Below are 16,783 nucleotides of genomic sequence, written 5' to 3'. Positions count from 1 at the left end.
CCTAGCGGGACACCGGCCGCCAGCGGGACGTGCCCGTGCCGGTCACCCGCACGCTCGTCGTCCAAGGCAGCGCCACGCTGCCGTCGGCGCCGGTGCCGGTGAGGCGCAGCGCGTAGGTCCCCGGCAGCGCCGGGTAGCCGCCGTCGAAGGTGAGGTCCCACTGCGGCACGAGCGCCCCGTCGGCGGTGCCGGTCAGGGTGCGCACGACCTGCCCACCGCGCGAGACCTCGAGCCGCCAGTCGGTGCGGTTGACGGTGCGGGTCGCGAGGGTGACCGGCTGCGTCGAGCCCTGCACCCGCTCGGCGCCGTCGACCAGCGACGGCGACACGAAGCCCGCACCCAGGTACGCCGTGACCCCCCGCCTGATCTCGCCCATCCGGGCGTAGGTCGCGGCCCCGGGGCAGGCGGTCGTGCCGGCGTCGCGATGACCGCTCACGACCGCGAAGGAGTTGGTCGTCCCTGCGGCGAAGCGCGACGTGCCGCCTCCCGCCGAGGTGAGGGTGGTGGTGCCCGCCGGGTTGCGGTAGGCGAGCCCGAGCTTCCACGCGAGCGTCTTCTGCAGCGCCGCCATCGTGCTCGCGCCCGGCGACGACGAGTCGTAGCTGCCGAGCAGCGACACCGCGAAGCTCGCGCTGTTGTGGCCGCCGGTGTGGGTGCCCAGCACCCAGCGGTCGACCCCACCGGCCCGCCCCTCGTAGACCCGGCCGAACCGGTCGACGAGCAGGTTGTAGCCGATGTCGGACCACCCACGGCTCTTCACATGGAAGGCGTAGACCGAGCGCACCATCGCCGCGGCCTGCGCCTGCGAGTAGCCGTTGGCGGTCGCGGTGTGGTGCACGAAGCCGACCTTCGCCGGGCTGGTGTAGGTCGGCTCGCCGCGCCGGATCGACTCGTCGGCGCCCCACTGCGCGCGGGTGACGATCTCCGGCCGCGGCTGGGCCGCGCGGGCCACCGAGCGCGGCAGCGACACGGGGGCGTCAGCGGGCGAGGAGCCCGGGTCGACCAGCTCGATGCGCACGTCGCGCGGGCGGGCGCCGCGGCGCTGGTCGACCCGCACCTGCACGCCGTCCGACGGCCCGACCCACAGCGGCGCGGTGCCGTCGCGGACCGTCGCGGTGTCCTCCACTGAGCCGGGGTCGGGGGCGTGGTCGGCGTCGACCTCGAGCGACCGCCAGCCCGACCAGCGACCAGCGCTGCGCCAGCGCAGCTGCACGGCGACCCCGCGCACCCGCTCGTCGTGGCGCCACGTGACGCCGACGGTCGTGAAGTCCCGGGTCACGCGCGGAGCAGACAGCAGCAGCGGCCGGCGCGACAGCGGCCCGGGCAGCCGGCGCACCGACGTCGCGTCGACCGAGGTCAGCGCGAGCCGCGCCACCGAGGGCTCCACCGGCGTCGGCCGGGCGGCGGAGGCAGCCGTCACGGGCAGGCCCACCACGATCCCGGAGGCGAGCAGGGTCAGGCCGGTGAGGACGGCGGCAGAGCTGTGGCGGCGCACGGTGGGGCTCCTGGGGTCGGGGCAGGGTGGCTCACCGGCTCCCCCGGGCCGGTCGGTCCACTGTCACCTGTCTCGGCGCCCGACACGCCGCACTCCACCCCCGAGTCAGGCAAGACTCACCCTCGCAATGCGTCGCCCTCTACGCGAAACGCCTCGGCGAGGGCCTCGCGCCAGCCCGGCAGGGGCGGCAGCCCGGCCCCGTCCCACGCCCGAGGCGAGAGCACGGAGTACGCCGGCCGGGTGGCCGCCGTGACGAACGACGCCGAGTCCGTGGGCTGGACCCGCTCCGGGTCGGCGCCGAGCTCCTCGAAGACGGCGCGGGCGAAGCCGTTCCAGGTCGTCGAGCCGCGGTTGGTGCCGTGGTAGCTGCCGGCCGGCGCGTCCGAGCGGGCCAGCGCCAGCAGCGCGGCCGCGAGGTCACCCGCCCACGTCGGCGACCCGACCTGGTCGTCGATCACGGTGAGCGTCTCGCGCTCGCGCTCCAGCCGCGCCATCGTCTTGACGAAGTTGGGCCCGCCCCGGCCGTAGAGCCAGGCGGTCCGCACGACGTAGGACGCGTCGGGGAGCAGGTCGCGCACGGCGAGCTCGCCCGCCAGCTTGGTGCGGCCGTAGGCGTTGGTCGGGCCCTTCGGGTCGTCGACCTCGTAGGGCTGGTTGGCGTCACCGGGGAAGACGTAGTCGGTCGACAGCTGCACCATCCGGGCACCCACGGACGCGCACGCGGTGGCGAGCAGGGCGGGTGCGGCCGCGTTCACGGCGTACGCCGTCTCCTCGTCCTCCTCGGCCTTGTCGACGGCGGTGTAGGCAGCGGGGTTGAGGACGACGAGCCGGTGGTTCGGCGAGTCGGAGCGCACGACGCGGGCCCACTCCTCGACGGTGTCACGGACCGCGAAGGGGTCGGTGAGGTCGACCTCGGGCAGGTCGATGCCGCGGGCGAAGGGGATGTCGGCCTCGCGGTGCGCCCGCCGGACGAGCTCGCTGCCGAGCTGGCCCTTGCAGCCGGTGATGAGCAGCGCCAGCGTCACGCTGTCGCCCCCCCGGTGACCGTCTCGCCGGCGGCGGCGTACTTCGACTCGGTCGCGCCCTTGGCCGGCCGCCACCAGGCCTCGTGGTCGCGGTACCACTGGACCGTCTGGCGCAGGCCCTCGTCGAAGTCGGCGTAGGCCGGGGCCCAGCCGAGCTCGGTGCGCAGCCGGCTGGAGTCGATCGCGTAGCGGCGGTCGTGGCCGGGCCGGTCACTCACGTGGTCGTAGTCGGCCGGGTCGCGGTCGAAGGCGCGCAGGATCGCCGCGACCACCTCGCGGTTGGTCTTCTCGCCGTCGGCACCGATGAGGTAGGTCTCGCCGCTCGTGCCCTTGTCGACGATGGTCCAGACCGCGCTGTTGTGGTCGTCGACGTGGATCCAGTCGCGGACGTTGAGGCCGTCGCCGTAGAGCCGCGGCCGCTGGCCGTCGATGACGTTGGTGATCTGGCGCGGGATGAACTTCTCGACGTGCTGGTAGGGCCCGTAGTTGTTGCTGCAGTTGCTGATGGTCGCGGTGATGCCGAAGGAGCGGACCCACGCGCGCACCAGGAGGTCCGAGCCGGCCTTGGTCGCGGAGTACGGCGAGGACGGGTTGTAGGGCGTCGTCTCGCTGAAGCGCTCCGGGTCGTCGAGCTCGAGGTCGCCGTAGACCTCGTCGGTGCTGACGTGGTGCAGCCGCACGCCGTGGCGGCGCACCGCCTCGAGGATCGAGAAGGTGCCGACGACGTTGGTCTGCACGAACGGCGACGGGTCCGACAGCGAGTTGTCGTTGTGGCTCTCCGCCGCGAAGTGCACGACGAGGTCGGACTGCGCGACCAGCCGGTCGACCAGCGCGGTGTCGGCGATGTCGCCCACGACCAGCTCCACGTCGCCGCGGACCGGCTCGAGGCTCGACCCGTCACTGGCGTAGGTGAGCTTGTCGAGCACGGTCAGCTCGACGTCGGGTCGGTGCTGACGGGTCCAGTGGACGAAGTTCGCGCCGATGAAACCGGCGCCTCCGGTGACGAGGGTGCGCATGGGGACGGAGTCTCCCAGACGCACCCCGTCACAGGGTCGGGCGGTCAGCCGCAGGGCTTGAAGAACGTCTCGGCGGGCGTGTCGTCGATCAACGGCACCGTGGCCACACCGGCGATGACGCGGGAGTGGGCGCCGATACCGCTCCAGTCGAAGCCGAGCTTCTCCCCGGTGGTCTTGATGACGCCCTTGCTGACGGTCCAGGTGACCTTGCTGCCCTCGACCTTGACGGGGACGTCGACGACCCCGCCCGCGAGCGGGTCGGCGCCGTCGGCCGAGTACTGCACCTGGCCGAGCGCTCCAGTGGCGTCGTTGGTGAACGTGAGCCACCACGTGCCGACGTTGACCGGTGCGGTGCCGGTCACGCGGTAGATCGCGCTCTGGAACGGCGCGGCACCCAGCTCGAGGGTCGCTGTGAAGCCGGTGCAGTCGAAGACGCTGACGACCTTCTTCCCCTGCTTGACCTTGCGGGTCGTGCCCGTGTTGGTCAGCGTCACGGACACGATGTCCATCGACGCCATGGACGCCGGCGCGGTCGCCATGTTGTTGGGGCCGCCGTCGACCAAGCCCTGGCCGTTGACGCCGTTGGCGTCACCGGCGACATCGGTGAGGACGACGGGACCCTGGGCGGCCTGGGCCGGTACGAGGCCGACGGCCAGAGCGGCGACAGCCGCGAGGGCGAGAGCGGGACGGGTGAGCTTCATGAGATCTCCTGCGAGGACGGGACGGGTGGCTGGGTGCACCCGCGTGCTGGGTGAGGTGTTCGACGCGAGGGGCCGCGGTCCTGCCCCAGGCGCTACTTGCCGGGCTTCACGCAGGACGGAGCACCGGCCTTGTAGGTCGTGCCGCCCTCGTTGACGTCGGCGAAGACGTTGACGGCGACGAGGTTGCGCGACGCGGTGATCGTCCCGATCGACAGCAGCGTGCCGGGCTTCACGCCGGTCCCCTGGGCGCTGAAGGCGGACACGGGGGCGCTGATGCGGACCTCGTTCTTGGCCAGGTCGAAGACACCCGAGGCGTCACCCAGGGAGGTCGCGGTGTTCGCGGTCGGGTCGCGGAATCCCACGCTGAACGCCTGCGTGCCATTGGTGATGGTGGCGCTGAGGTAGAGCGTGTTCTCACCGTCGTTGAGGAACTGCAGCTCGTAGCCCTGGCCGACGCCCGTGGCGATCGTGGTGGCGAGCTTCTTCACGCGGATGACTGCGGTGATGCGCTTGGTGTCGCTCGCGAGGTCGGCGCTCACGATGTCGAGGGCGTCCTCCTGCGGGCCGTAGACGCCCGGCACCTCTTGGTTGCGCAGCAGGAAGGTGTCACCGGCGTCGTCGACGACGAGGTTGCACACCGGCTTGACCGGAGCGGGCTTCTTCGGTGCGGCCGAGGCAGCCGCCGCCCCCGTCACGAGGGCCGCAGAGGCCGCGAGCAGGACGAGCGGGCGGGAAGGAGGGCGCACAGTGGGCTCCGGGATCGGCGGTCTGGGTGACAGGTGGATTCACCGTCGAGCCGCGACTTCCTGCCGCAGCGAGGCAGGTGCCGGGTCGCGTCGCGTCGAAATCCCCGGGCACCCAGCCACCCGGACCGAACCTCGGGGACCGCTCACGACTCTTCGTCGACGAGCACCCGCAGGTGCGAACCCCGGTCCACCACGCAGCCAGGAGCAGCCCCGTGCGCAGCCGCCTCGTCCGTCCCGCCCTCGTCGCCGCCACCGTCGCCGCGACAGCCCTCGCACTGACCCCGGCGGGTGCCGCTCCCGCGGCACCCCAGGTCACCGACCCCGCCGGCGACGCCAACTTCACCCCCACGGTGGTCGAGGGCGGCGAGCCCACGCCGGTCGGCAACCAGGCCTACGCCGATGTCCTGTCGGTCACCTGGGAGCCCACGACGGTGACCAAGGTCGTGAAGAAGAAGAAGGTCACCACCGTCACGGGCTTCACCGTGAAGACCGTCCTGTCTGCGGCACCCACGCCGCCCGCGGGCACCAGCCTCGTCTACCGCATGCTCGGCCGCCCGGGCGGCGACGAGGCGGCCTTCCTCGGGCCGGTCTACTACACCGCCAAGAGCAGTGACCCCTCCATCCCGCAGTCGGCGCTGCGTGACAACCTCACCGGCGTCACCCGCCTCACCTCCATCGACATGCCGAAGATCGACGGGGCGACCATCACCTGGACCGTGCCGATGTCGGCCCTGCCCAAGGAGTTCAAGCCCGGCTCGACGCTGACTGGCCTGTTCTTCGAGGTCAACGAGATCGAGGACTTCCAGGGTGCTCAGATCCCTGCCGGGGTCCCGACGTTCGGTGGCGCCTACGGCCTCGGTACCGGGCAGGTCGACGACGGCACGTCCGAGGCGACCTTCAAGGTCGGCTGACGCACGTCTGACCTACACGGCCAGGAGTACGTCGGGAGCTCGTCCGGCGTACTCCTGGCTGCGTGGTCCAGGGGCCAGCAGGTCACCGTGTCGCGCGTCACGACAGGCGTGCAGCAGGTCTCACGACGGTAACCTCAAGGTGACAACGACAGGCTCCGCGGCAGGCCCGCGGCACCTGTGGAACCTCCCTGCGCCCGCGAGCGTCCTCGGGAGTGAGCCACACCGACGAGAGGGACGACGTGAGCGACGGCAGGGACTGGGACGACCCGGGCGCACGCCCTGGGCGCCGCCCCTTGCCGCCCGAGCTCGACCCGCGCGGCGGGGGGGCCCCTGACCGGGCGGCCGAACGCGCCACCGCGGCCTACCGCGGCGTGGCCCGCAGCTCGCTGCCCCCGCGCCCCGCCACCCAGCGTGTCGTGCCGCCGCCGTCGCGCCGCCCGCCGACCAAGCGGCGCTGGGCGCGCGTCCTGTCGTGGGTCGCGGTGTCGATGTCGGTGGTCATCCTCGGCACGTCGACCGCGCTCTACGTCCTGGTCAACAAGTACGACGCCAACATCGCGCGCATCGACGTCTTCGGCGGCAGCCGGGCCGAGGCGCCGGCCGCCGCGCCGCGTGACGCGCAGAACATCCTCATCGTGGGGTCGGACTCGCGCGGCGACACCGATGCGGGCGGGGAGTTCCAGGGCAGCGGCGACACCTTCGTGACCGGCCAGCGCTCCGACACCGTGATCCTCGCGCACCTCTACGGCAGCAGCGACAAGGCCCAACTGGTGTCGTTCCCGCGCGACTCCTACGTGAGCATCCCGGCCTTCACCGACCCGAAGTCCGGCAAGACCACCTCCGCGCGCAAGGGCAAGCTCAACTCCGCCTTCTCCACCGGCGGTCCGCCGCTGCTCATCGCGACGATCGAGAACCTCACCCAGATCCGCGTCGACCACTACATGCAGATCGACTTCCAGGGCTTCCAGTCCATGGTCGACAAGCTCGGTGGCGTCGAGGTCTGCCTGTCGAAGCCGGCGAAGGACAGGTTCTCCGGCATCGACCTGCCCGCCGGTCGCCACAAGATCGGCGGACGCACCGCGCTCGCCTTCGTGCGCCAGCGCCACGGCCTCGCCGGCGGTGACATCGACCGCATCACCCGCCAGCAGCAGTTCCTGGGCTCGATGGTCCGCAAGGTGCTCTCGGCCGGCACGCTGGCCAACCCGCTCAAGCTGACCGGCTTCCTCGACGTCGCGACCTCGAGCCTGCAGGTCGACAACGACCTGACGGTCGGCGACCTCAAGGACCTCGCGATCCGCTTCAAGAGCTTCAATGCCGGCGGCGTGAGCTTCGCGACGATCCCGATCACCGACATCGCCGCCTACCGCAACCGCGAGTCGGTCGTGCTCATCGACGATGACAAGGCCACCGCGCTGTTCGACGCGCTGCGCCGCGACGAGGCCCCCGACAGCCCCAAGCCCAAGCCGACCGCCACGGCCAGCGGCGACCCGCTCATCGTCAAGCCGGGCAGCATCCGGGTGAAGGTCTACAACGGTGCCGGCGTCGCCGGTCTGGGTCGCAAGGCCGCCGCCGACCTCACCGAGATCGGATTCCAGATGTCGGGGATCCCGGAGAACCGCGGCAGCGGCGCCACCGGCACCACCGTGCTGCACGGCCCCGACAAGGCCGACTCCGCGCGCACCCTCGCGGCTGCGCTGCCCGGCGCGGTCGTCCAGGAGGACCCGTCGCTCGGCAACGTCCTCGAGGTCGTCGTGGGCTCGGCCTACTCCGGCGCCAAGGCTGTCACCGTGACGGGTAGCGCCTCCCCCACCAAGGCGCCCACCGCGTCGGCGACCCCCAAGGTCGTCACGGCGCAGGACGACCCCTGCACGGCCTGAGCGCCTGGACCGGCGGTCTGGTCGGTGACCGCGACCCCGCCCTGCCGCTCCTGACGCTGCACACCGGTGCCGGCGGCGCCCACGGGCAGGCCCGCGTCGAGCTGTCCGGCGCCACCACCGCCAACTGGGTGGCCAAGACCGCCAACCTGCTCGTCGACAGCCTCGGGAGCCCCGAGCGGGTCGGGCTGCTGCTGCCGCTGCACTGGCAGCCGGTCTGCCTGCTGCTCGCCGGGGTCGCCACTGGCGCGACGGTCGTCGTGGCCCGCACCCCCGACGACCTCGCGGGTTGCCAAGCGGTCTTCACGACCGTCGAGCACGCCGAGGCCGCCCTCGACGCCGGCGCCGACGACGTCCTCGCCCTGTCCTGCCACCCACTGGGCGCCCGGCTGCCCGCGGTCCCGGCCCTCGTCAGCGACTACGCCGTCGAGGTCCCCGGCCACGGTGACCACTGGGGCGGCGGGCGCGCCCCCGGGTCCGTCGAGCGCGACGGGGCCCCGGTCGCAGTGCCCGCCGCCGACCTGGGGCCCGCGGACCGACTGCTCTGCGGCGTACCCCTCCGCGAGGTGGGCTGGGTGCTCGCCGCGCTGCGCGCCGGGGCCGCGGTCGTGCTCGCGCCCGACGCCACCACCCTGGACCTGCCGTCGCTGTGCGCCTCCGAGCGGGTCACCGCCACGGCCGGCGTCGACGTCGACGGGCTGCGCCGGCTGGACGTCCCCTCGTCCCCCTGAAGCCCCCGCTCGGACCTGCCGATCCCCCAGGTGGGTGCGTGAGAGCATTCGCCCGGAACGACCGAGACTGGAGCACCGCTGACCGTGTCCTTGCCCCGACCCCCGCGCGCCCTCGTCGCCGCGCTCGCGGGGTGCGTCGCGCTGCTCGTCTCCGGGTGCGCGACCGCCGTCGGCAGCACCGACCGTGACACCGCGAGCCGCGACGTCAGCCTGCGCGTCGACGGACGCGAGCGCAGCTACCTGCTGCAGCCGGCGCTCGACCTCGGCGACCGCAAGAAGGCGGCCCTGGTCGTCGTGCTCCACCAGGAGGGCGGCACCCCCGAGGGCGTCGCGGAGGAGACCGAGCTGCAGGAGCTGCGGCGCAGCGGCGCGACGCTGGCCTACCCCGCCGGCATCGACAACAGCTGGGACGCCGGGGCCTGCTGCGGGCTCCCGCGCCGGCAGGGCGTCGACGACCTGGAGTTCCTCGACGAGGTCATCCGCGACGCGGCCCGCCGCACCCCGGTCGACCTCGAGCGCACCGCGCTCGTCGGCTACTCCAGCGGCGGCATGCTGACCTACCGCTACGTCTGCGCGCGCAACGGCAAGCTCGCCGCCGCGGTCGTCGTCAGCGGGTCGCTCGAGAGCAGCTGCGACAACGAGCTCACCGTCCCCGACGTGCTCGCGCTGCACGGCAAGAAGGACGGCACGATCGGGCTCACCAAGCCGGTCTTCGTCAAGGCGCTGCAGATCTCCCCGCGACCTGCGGCGAGCAGCCTGCAGATCGTCACCCGGCAGGCCGGCTGCTCCGCGCGGCCGACCAAGCGGACCCCGGCGCTCGAGGTGAAGACCTGGGACTGCCGGGGCGGTGTCATCGAGGCGCGGCTGGTGCCCGACGCCGGTCACGGCTGGGGGGCGCTCGGCGCCTCCGCCCGCACCCGCGACTTCCTGCGCGACCAGCTGCTGGAGCGGTAGTGGCGACCGCGAGGCCTGTGCCGACGACACCGACGCGTGGACGCTCGCTGTTCGTGGTGCTGTCGGTCCTCGCGGTCCTCGCCGTCGTGCTGCCCCTCGCCCTCACCACCCGCGCCGACCGACCGGCCGAGGCATCACCGGCCGCGGCCGTGGCCCCGGTCGTCGTCACCGGGCCGTCCAGCAAGCCCACCGTCGGCGGACCGGGCACCCCCGCGGGCGACGGCCGCTTCGTGCGGGTCCGAGCCGGTGGGCTCGACCGCGACTACCTGCTGCTGCCCGCCCTGGGGCTGCCTGCGGGCACCCCCGCGCCGCTGCTCGTCGTGCTCCACCAGGACATCGGCAGCCCCCGCGCCGTCGCCGAGAACCTCGGCCTCGACGCATTGCGCCGCGAGGGCATCACGCTGGCCTACCCCGAGGGGATCGGCGGGTCGTGGGCCGCGGGCGCGTGCTGCGGGGTCGCCAAGGACCGCGACGTCGACGACGTGGCCTTCGTCGACGAGGTGCTGCGCGACGCCGGCCGGCGCACGCCGGTCGCCGCCGACCGGGCCGCCGTCCTCGGCTACTCCGGCGGCGGGATGCTGCTCTACAAGTTCCTGTGCCGGCCGCACGCGCCGATCGTGGCCGCCGTGGAGGTCAACGGCAGCCTCGAGTCACACTGCCCCGACGGGACTCGGCTGCCCGACCTGCTGTCGCTGCACGGTGCCCGTGACGGCAGCGTGGGCATGCACAAGCCGGTCTTCGTCACCCACCTCGGGATGGCGCCCCGGCCAGTCACCTCAACGCTGGCCACTGTCACGCAGAAGGCCGGCTGCGCCGTGCGCACCGCGAAGGCAGGGCAGAACGTCGACCTGGTGCGCTGGACCGGCTGCCGCGGCGGCTCGGCCGTGGAGGCCGTCATCGTCAAGGCAGCGGGCCACCGCTGGGAGGACGTCGGCGGGGCGACCCGCACCCGGCAGTTCCTGTTGTCCCGGCTGCGCCCGACCGCGCCCGCACCTGCCCCGAGCTCGTCCGCTCAGCGCTCGGCGGCGTAGAGCGCGACGGAGTCGGGGCCCTCCGGCTCGAGCAGGTCCATGAGCAGGGTGAGCGGGATGCCGGCGGCGAGCAGCGCCTCGGTGCGGTGCACCAGGTCGTCGACGTCGAGCCGGGGGCTCGGGAAGACGGTGTCGGGGAGCTTCGGGGCCTGGGGGTCGGACACAAAGGCCTCCTCGGTGACGCGGGTGGGACATCGTGTGCATCGTCAACAGCGGACCCCGGCATGAGGGGCCGAACGGGTGCAACCCGGACAGGAACGACGGCTTTCCCCTTGTGGCACAAGGGGTTTCGTAGTCCCAGGTGCCGAACTCCTACCGCAGCACCTGACGTGCCATCACCATGCGCTGGACCTGGTTGGTGCCCTCGTAGATCTGGGTGATCTTCGCGTCGCGCATCATCCGCTCGACCGGGAAGTCGCGGGTGTAGCCGTAGCCGCCGAAGAGCTGGACGGCGTCGGTCGTGACGGCCATCGCGGTGTCGGAGGCGAAGCACTTCGCGGCGCTCGAGGCGAAGGTCATGTCGGGTGCGCCGCGCTCGGCCTTCGCGGCCGCGACGTAAACGAGCTGGCGCGCGGCCTCCACCGTCATCGCCATGTCGGCGACCATGAACTGCACGCCCTGGAACGCAGCGACTGCCTTGCCGAACTGCTTGCGCTCCTTGACGTAGGCCACGGCCGCGTCGAGGGCGCCCTGGGCGATGCCGACGGCCTGCGCCCCGATGCCGAGCCGGGTGTGGTCGAGGGTCTTGAGCGCGGTCGTGAAGCCGGTGCCCGCCTCGCCGATGATCCGGTCGGCCGGGATGCGGCAGTCCTCGAAGTAGATCTCGCAGGTCGGCGAGCCCTTGATGCCGAGCTTGCGCTCCTTGGTGCCGACGCTGAAGCCGGGGTCGTCGGCGTGCACGACGAAGGCGCTGATGCCCTTCGGCCCCTTCTCAGGGTCGGTGACGGCCATGACCGTGTAGTGGGTGTTGACGCCGGCGCCGGTGATCCAGCACTTGGTGCCGTTGAGGACCCAGCTGTCGCCGTCACGGACCGCGCGGGTCTTCATCGCGGCCGCGTCGGAGCCGGCCTCCCGCTCGGACAGCGCGTAGGAGAAGGTCGCCTCGCCGCGCGCGACCAGCGGCAGGTAGCGCTGCTTGAGGTCCTCCGAGCCGGACAGGATCAGGCCCGTCGTACCCAGCTTGTTGCCCATGGGGATGAGGCTGCTGGAGGCGCAGGCCCGGGCGATCTCCTCCACGACGATGCAGTGCGCGATCTTGTCGGCACCCGCCCCGCCGTACTGCTCCGGGACGTGGATCGCGAGCAGGTCCGCCCGCTTGATCGCCTCGTGGACGTCCCACGGGTACTCCGCGGTCTCGTCGATCTCCGCCGCACGCGGCGCGATCTTGTCGTCGGCGAGGTCGCGGACGGCCTTGCGGAGCAGCTCGTGCTCCTCGGTGAGGCTGTAGAGGGAGAACGCGGCATCCATGGCGTCGAGGTTAGTCCCGCCGCCGCCGACTAGCCTGTCGGCCCATGAGCGAGCGTCCCCGTCTGACCGTGATCGGCACCGGCTACCTCGGAGCGACCCATGCCGTGTGCATGGCCGAGCTGGGCTACGACGTGCTGGGCCTCGACGTCGTCGAGGACAAGGTCGCGAGCCTGCAGCGCGGCGAGGTCCCGTTCTTCGAGCCCGGGTTGCCGGAGCTGCTCGTGAAGAACCTCGAGTCGGGCCGGCTGCGCTTCACGACCTCCTTCGAGGAGGCCGGCGCCTTCGGCGACGTGCACTTCGTCTGCGTCGGCACCCCGCAGAAGAAGGGGGAGATGGCCGCCGACATGACCTACGTCGATGTCGCCTTCACCGCGCTGCTCCCCCACGTGAAGGCCGGTTCGCTGCTGGTCGGCAAGTCCACCGTCCCCGCCGGCACCGCCGAGCGGCTCGCCGAGCAGATCGCCGCGACCCGCCCCGACGTCGAGCTGGCGTGGAACCCGGAGTTCCTGCGCGAGGGCTTCGCCGTCGAGGACACCCTCACCCCCGACCGGCTCGTCTTCGGCGTCCGCTCGGAGCGGGCCGAGCAGCTGCTGCGCGACTCCTTCGCGCCCGTCATCGACCTGCCGACCCCGGTCGTCGTCACCGACTTCGCCACCGCCCAGCTGGTGAAGGTCGCGGCCAACGCCTTCCTCGCCACCAAGATCAGCTTCATCAACGCGATGGCGGAGGTGTGCGAGGTCACCGGCGGTGACGTCAAGCAGCTGTCGCTCGCCCTGTCGCACGACACCCGCATCGGCGGCCGCTTCCTGCACGCCGGCCTCGGCTTCGGCGGTGGCTGCCTGCCCAAGGACATCCGGGCCTTCATGGCCCGCGCCGGCGAGCTCGGCGTCGACCAGGCGCTGTCGTTCCTCAAGGAGGTCGACGCGATCAACCTGCGCCGGCGCGCGCGCATGGTCGACCTCGCCCGCGAGCTGACCGGCGGCACCTTCCAGGGCAAGCGGGTCGGGGTCCTCGGCGCGGCCTTCAAGCCCAACAGCGACGACATCCGCGACTCGCCCGCGCTCGACGTCGCGGCCACGATCCACCAGCAGGGCGGCACCGTCACGGTCTTCGACCCCGAGGCCATGACCAACGCCCGCCGCCAGCACCCCGAGCTCGGCTATGCCTCCTCCGCCGTCGAGGCGGCCACCGGCGCCCACGTGGTGCTGCACCTCACCGAGTGGGCGGAGTTCCGCCAGATGGACCCGTCGCACCTGGCCGACGTGGTCGCGGAGAAGAACATCGTCGACGGCCGCAACGCCCTCGACAAGGACCTGTGGCGCGGCGCCGGCTGGCACTACCGCGCCCTCGGCCGACCCTGACCCGAGTAGTTCTCCTCTCCCGCTGACGGACCCGCGCGGCGCACACTGCGGCCATGACCGGTCCCGCGGTGGTCCCCTGTCCCTCCTGCGGCGCTCCCCTCACGGGTGGGCCCGCCTGCCCCGCCTGCGCGCTGCCCCTCACCGGGCCTGCGGCGCAGCGGCTGTGGCAGGTCGACCAGGCGCTGCTCGCCGTCGACGCCGAGCGCGGCCGGCTGCTCGCCGAGCGCACGGTGCTGCTGACCACCCTGCGCACAGGAGCAGACCCGGGTACGACGGGATCGCTCGCGCCCGCGGGCCAGACCTGGGCACCGCCGCCGCCCCGTCCGATCGTCCACGTCGCGCCGCGCCCCGCGGAGTGGACGCCGCAGCGGGTGCAGAACCTCCTGCTCGGCCTCGGCGCGCTGCTGCTCGCGGTCGCGGCGACCGTCTTCGCGGCGGTCACCTACGACCGGCTCGGTGCCGGCGGCCGCGCCGCGGTCCTCGTCGCGCTCACCGGGGTGGCGCTCGGCGTCGTACCCGTCCTGCTCCGTCGCGGGCTGACCGCGAGCGCCGAGACAGCCACCGGCGTCGCCCTGGTCCTCGCTGCCCTCGACGCCTACGGCCTGCGCACCCTCGGCGTCGGCGACGACCTCGAGGCCACGACCTACGCCGCGATCGCCGCGGCACTGCTCGCGGCCGGCTCCGCCGGCTGGGCCGCCGCCTTCCCGCTGCGCCTGCCGCGCGTCGCCGCGGTCGTGGTCGCCCAGCTGCCCCCGCTGCTGCTGCTCGCGAGCGCCGAGGCCTCGGCCGCCACCACCGGGCTGGTCCTCGTCGGCCTCGCCGCCTGCGACGTCGCGGTGGCCCACGCGCTGCGTGGTCGCTCGCTCGGCGACGTCGTGGGCACCTCGGTCGGAGCGGCCGTCGCCGCCGCGAGCGGAGGCCTGCTCCTCTCGCTGGGCACCGCTGTCGCGGGTCAGGACCGGGGCGCGACCGGGCTCGTCGCGCTCGCCGCGCTGTGCGCCGTCGCGGCGCTGCTCGTCCGCGACACCGGGTCGCGGCTGCTGCTGTCAGGCGCCCCCGTGCCGCTGCTCGGTGTCGCCGCCTGGTCGTTGGCCCGCCCCGACCTGACCTCCGCGCAGGAGCCGCTCGTCGCGGCCGCCGTCGGCGTGCTCGCGGCGCAGGTGGCTGCCCTGCTTCCTCGCGCCTGGCGCACCGGTCCGGTCGTCGGTGCCCTCGTGGTCGCCGAGGTCGGGGTCGCGGTCGAGCTGCGCGCGGTGCTGGAGGCCGTCGGTGGGCCGGTCGGCTGGCTGGTCGAGCCGTGGACGGTCGCGGCGTCGGCGCAGGCCCGTGACGTCGTGTCCCCGGGGGCGGCCTGGAGCGGCTCGGTCGTCACTCTCGTCGTCCTGCTCGCCGCCGCGGTCACCACGGTGACAGCAGCCGCCGCGCTGCACCGGCTGGAGCAGGGTCTCGCGCCCGCAGCCCTGCTGGCCGTGGCCAGCGGCGTGCTCCTCCCGCTCGGCCTCGCGACCTCGCTGTCGACCGCGCTGGTGCTGCTGGTCGTCGTCGCCACGGCGCTCGCCGCCGGGGCCGTCGCTGTGGGCCGCACCGCCTCGCGCCCCGCTGTGGAGCTGGCGCTGCTCGGTGCGGCCGGCGCGACCGCCCTGCTCGCCGCGGCCTGGTCGACCGCCTCGGAGGGCGCGACCCTCGCGACCCTGCCGGTCCTGGTCGGGCTGCTCGTCGCGGTGTCTGTCGCGGTGTCCGCGACCAGCGCACCTGCAGCCCAGGTCTCCGCCGGCTGCGCTGGTCTGCTGGCCGGCGCGACGCTCGCCGCCTTCGGAGCCGCGCAGGAGCTGGCTGTCGAGCAGGTGGGCGGGCTGCTGCTGCTCGCCCCCACGGCGCTGCTGGGCCTGTCACTGGTCACCCGCCGGGTCGCCCTGGAGGTCGCGGCGGCGGTCCTCGCCGTCGTCACGTTGACGCTCGCGGCGGAGGACCCGGGCTGGCTGTCGTGGTGCCTCGCCGGCGCCGGGCTGCTCGCCCTCGCCCTGGCGTTGCGCCCGGACCGGCGCTGGGCCGCGGTCGCCGGGGCGCTGCTGCTCGCCGCCTCGTCGTGGGTGCGGCTCGCCGACGCGGGTGTCGAGGCCCCGGAGCCCTACGTCGTGCCGCTCGGCCTCGTCGCGCTCGGCCTCGGTCACCTGCGCCGGCGGGCCGTGCCCGCGACCGGGTCGCTGGCGGCGTACTCCTCCGGCCTGGGGCTGCTGCTCCTGCCGTCGCTGGTCTACGCCCTCGGCGACGAGGAGCTGCTGCGCTCGGTGCTGCTGCTGGGCGTGTCGGCCGTGGTCCTGCTGGCCGGGGTCGCGGGGCGGCTGCGCGCACCGCTGCTCTTCGGGGGCGGCGTGCTCGCCGTCGACGCCGTGCACCTGCTCGCGCCCTACGCCGCAGCGCTGCCGCGCTGGATGCCGCTGGCCGCGGTCGGGCTGGCGCTGGTGGTGCTGGGCGCGACCTACGAGCAGCGCCGTCGTGACCTCACCTCGCTGCGCGACCGGCTCGACGCCTTCGCGTAGTCAGCGCACGCCGGGGACCGCGTCGGCGAGGAAGGCCGCGATCCGGCCGGTCGGCTGCAGGTCCTCCCAGCGGTGACCGGCGTCGGCGACCTCGTCGAGCCGCACGGGGCAGTCGTCCGGGTCGGGGGCGCAGCCGGCGGCGGTGGACAGCCGCGACACCGCCTCGCGCACACTCAAGGGGACCACCCCGAGGACGGGCACGACCTCGTCGCTGGGGCCGAGCGGGACGGTGTCGTCGTCGCTGCCGTGCACCGCCAGCGTCGGCGGCACGTCACGCCGCTCGCGGCACGACGTCGCCAGCGAGCCAGCGACCTCGACGGCGGCACGAACGTCGAGGCTGCCCTCGCAGAGCAGCCGGTAGACCATGAAGCCGCCGGTGCTGTAGCCGAGCAGCGCGACCCGGTCCCGGTCGGCGCCGGCGCGCCGGGCGGCGTCGTCGGTGACGACCCGCAGCGCGGCGACGTCGTCGACCCCGTCCCGGGCCGCCTCACCGCAGCAGGTTCCGGCGTTCCACCCCTCCAGCGCGCTCGCGACGGCGACCGCGAGGCCGTGGTCGCGGAAGGCGTCGAGGCCGAGCTGGGAGTAGGTCTGCTGGACGGTGCGGTTGGCCGCGGGCAGCACGACGAGCAGCCCCGGGTCGCCGAGGCGGGGCACCCGCCGCGCGGGGGCGTAGAGGTAGGCCCGCTGGGCGCCGCCGACGGCCAGCCGGACGACCTGCGGCGGGTCGGCGTCGCCCGCGAGCAGGCCCGCTCCCGACAGCCCGGTGGCGTCGGTGAGACCGGGCAAACCGGGCCGGAGCAGCTGCGGGACGGCGGGCAGCACCGCCGCGACCACCACCAGCCCCGCCAGGGCGACGGCGGGGCGCAGGCGGGACACCGTGACAGGGTGCCTCACGGGAGGCCGCGAGGCGGCCGTCTGGGGCCGCCCGTTC

General features: G+C 73.8%; 15 protein-coding genes. 7 read left to right on the top strand and 8 right to left on the bottom strand.

Annotated elements, in window-relative coordinates; translation table 11 throughout:
* Position 1: 1 nt before the first annotated feature.
* The 5 genes from Q8R60_01270 to Q8R60_01250 form a co-directional block, all read right to left on the bottom strand.
* Positions 2-1,495, bottom strand: a complete 1,494-nt coding sequence (locus Q8R60_01270; protein ID MDP3711098.1) for an N-acetylmuramoyl-L-alanine amidase — start codon at positions 1,493-1,495, stop codon at positions 2-4.
* A gap of 116 nt (positions 1,496-1,611) precedes the next feature.
* Positions 1,612-2,520, bottom strand: a complete 909-nt coding sequence (gene rfbD, locus Q8R60_01265; protein MDP3711097.1) for a dTDP-4-dehydrorhamnose reductase — start codon at positions 2,518-2,520, stop codon at positions 1,612-1,614.
* Complete coding sequence (gene rfbB, locus Q8R60_01260; GenBank protein MDP3711096.1) at positions 2,517-3,536, bottom strand: dTDP-glucose 4,6-dehydratase; 1,020 nt, start codon at positions 3,534-3,536, stop codon at positions 2,517-2,519. Before rfbB ends, rfbD begins: the two co-directional genes overlap by 4 nt.
* 44 nt (positions 3,537-3,580) lie before the next feature.
* On the bottom strand, positions 3,581-4,237 hold the full coding sequence (locus tag Q8R60_01255; protein MDP3711095.1) for a hypothetical protein: 657 nt from the start codon (positions 4,235-4,237) through the stop codon (positions 3,581-3,583).
* A gap of 92 nt (positions 4,238-4,329) precedes the next feature.
* A complete protein-coding gene (locus tag Q8R60_01250; GenBank protein MDP3711094.1) occupies positions 4,330-4,983 on the bottom strand; it encodes a hypothetical protein in 654 nt (217 codons plus the stop codon).
* A gap of 212 nt (positions 4,984-5,195) precedes the next feature.
* Here Q8R60_01250 and Q8R60_01245 point away from each other — a divergent pair, with 212 nt between their 5' ends.
* The 5 genes from Q8R60_01245 to Q8R60_01225 all read left to right on the top strand — a co-directional run bounded on the left by Q8R60_01245 (position 5,196) and on the right by Q8R60_01225 (position 10,484).
* On the top strand, positions 5,196-5,894 hold the full coding sequence (locus Q8R60_01245; protein ID MDP3711093.1) for a hypothetical protein: 699 nt from the start codon (positions 5,196-5,198) through the stop codon (positions 5,892-5,894).
* 212 nt (positions 5,895-6,106) lie between these two features.
* Positions 6,107-7,771: an LCP family protein gene (locus Q8R60_01240; protein ID MDP3711092.1), complete on the top strand. Its 1,665-nt coding sequence runs from the start codon at positions 6,107-6,109 to the stop codon at positions 7,769-7,771.
* A gap of 17 nt (positions 7,772-7,788) precedes the next feature.
* A complete protein-coding gene (locus Q8R60_01235; protein MDP3711091.1) occupies positions 7,789-8,499 on the top strand; it encodes a TIGR03089 family protein in 711 nt (236 codons plus the stop codon).
* 90 nt (positions 8,500-8,589) lie between these two features.
* Entirely contained in the window at positions 8,590-9,453 is an 864-nt protein-coding gene (locus Q8R60_01230) for a hypothetical protein (GenBank protein ID MDP3711090.1), read from the top strand.
* Positions 9,453-10,484 carry a hypothetical protein gene (locus tag Q8R60_01225; protein MDP3711089.1) on the top strand — a complete coding sequence of 344 codons (1,032 nt, stop codon included), beginning with the start codon at positions 9,453-9,455 and terminating at the stop codon, positions 10,482-10,484. Before Q8R60_01230 ends, Q8R60_01225 begins: the two co-directional genes overlap by 1 nt.
* On the opposite strand, the gene Q8R60_01220 is transcribed toward Q8R60_01225, so the two are convergent.
* Positions 10,466-10,648, bottom strand: a complete 183-nt coding sequence (locus Q8R60_01220) for a hypothetical protein (GenBank protein ID MDP3711088.1) — start codon at positions 10,646-10,648, stop codon at positions 10,466-10,468. The two genes, Q8R60_01225 and Q8R60_01220, sit on opposite strands and share 19 nt — an antisense overlap.
* Before the next feature lie 148 nt (positions 10,649-10,796).
* Positions 10,797-11,951: an acyl-CoA dehydrogenase gene (locus tag Q8R60_01215; GenBank protein ID MDP3711087.1), complete on the bottom strand. Its 1,155-nt coding sequence runs from the start codon at positions 11,949-11,951 to the stop codon at positions 10,797-10,799.
* A 44-nt stretch (positions 11,952-11,995) separates the two neighbouring features.
* Here Q8R60_01215 and Q8R60_01210 point away from each other — a divergent pair, with 44 nt between their 5' ends.
* Both Q8R60_01210 and Q8R60_01205 read left to right on the top strand, forming a co-directional pair.
* Entirely contained in the window at positions 11,996-13,312 is a 1,317-nt protein-coding gene (locus tag Q8R60_01210) for a UDP-glucose/GDP-mannose dehydrogenase family protein (protein MDP3711086.1), read from the top strand.
* A 53-nt stretch (positions 13,313-13,365) separates the two neighbouring features.
* Positions 13,366-15,852, top strand: coding sequence for a hypothetical protein (locus Q8R60_01205; GenBank protein MDP3711085.1), 2,487 nt, complete (start codon positions 13,366-13,368; stop codon positions 15,850-15,852).
* Here Q8R60_01205 and Q8R60_01200 read toward each other — a convergent pair whose 3' ends face one another.
* On the bottom strand, positions 15,853-16,728 hold the full coding sequence (locus Q8R60_01200; GenBank protein MDP3711084.1) for a hypothetical protein: 876 nt from the start codon (positions 16,726-16,728) through the stop codon (positions 15,853-15,855). It abuts the gene before it with no gap.
* Positions 16,729-16,783 lie beyond the last annotated feature (55 nt).

The sequence above is a fragment of the Mycobacteriales bacterium genome (assembly GCA_030697205.1).
GTDB lineage: Bacteria > Actinomycetota > Actinomycetes > Mycobacteriales > SCTD01 > JAUYQP01.
Note: the sequence above shows the minus strand (reverse complement) of the source record. Positions and strands in the feature narration are given on the sequence as shown.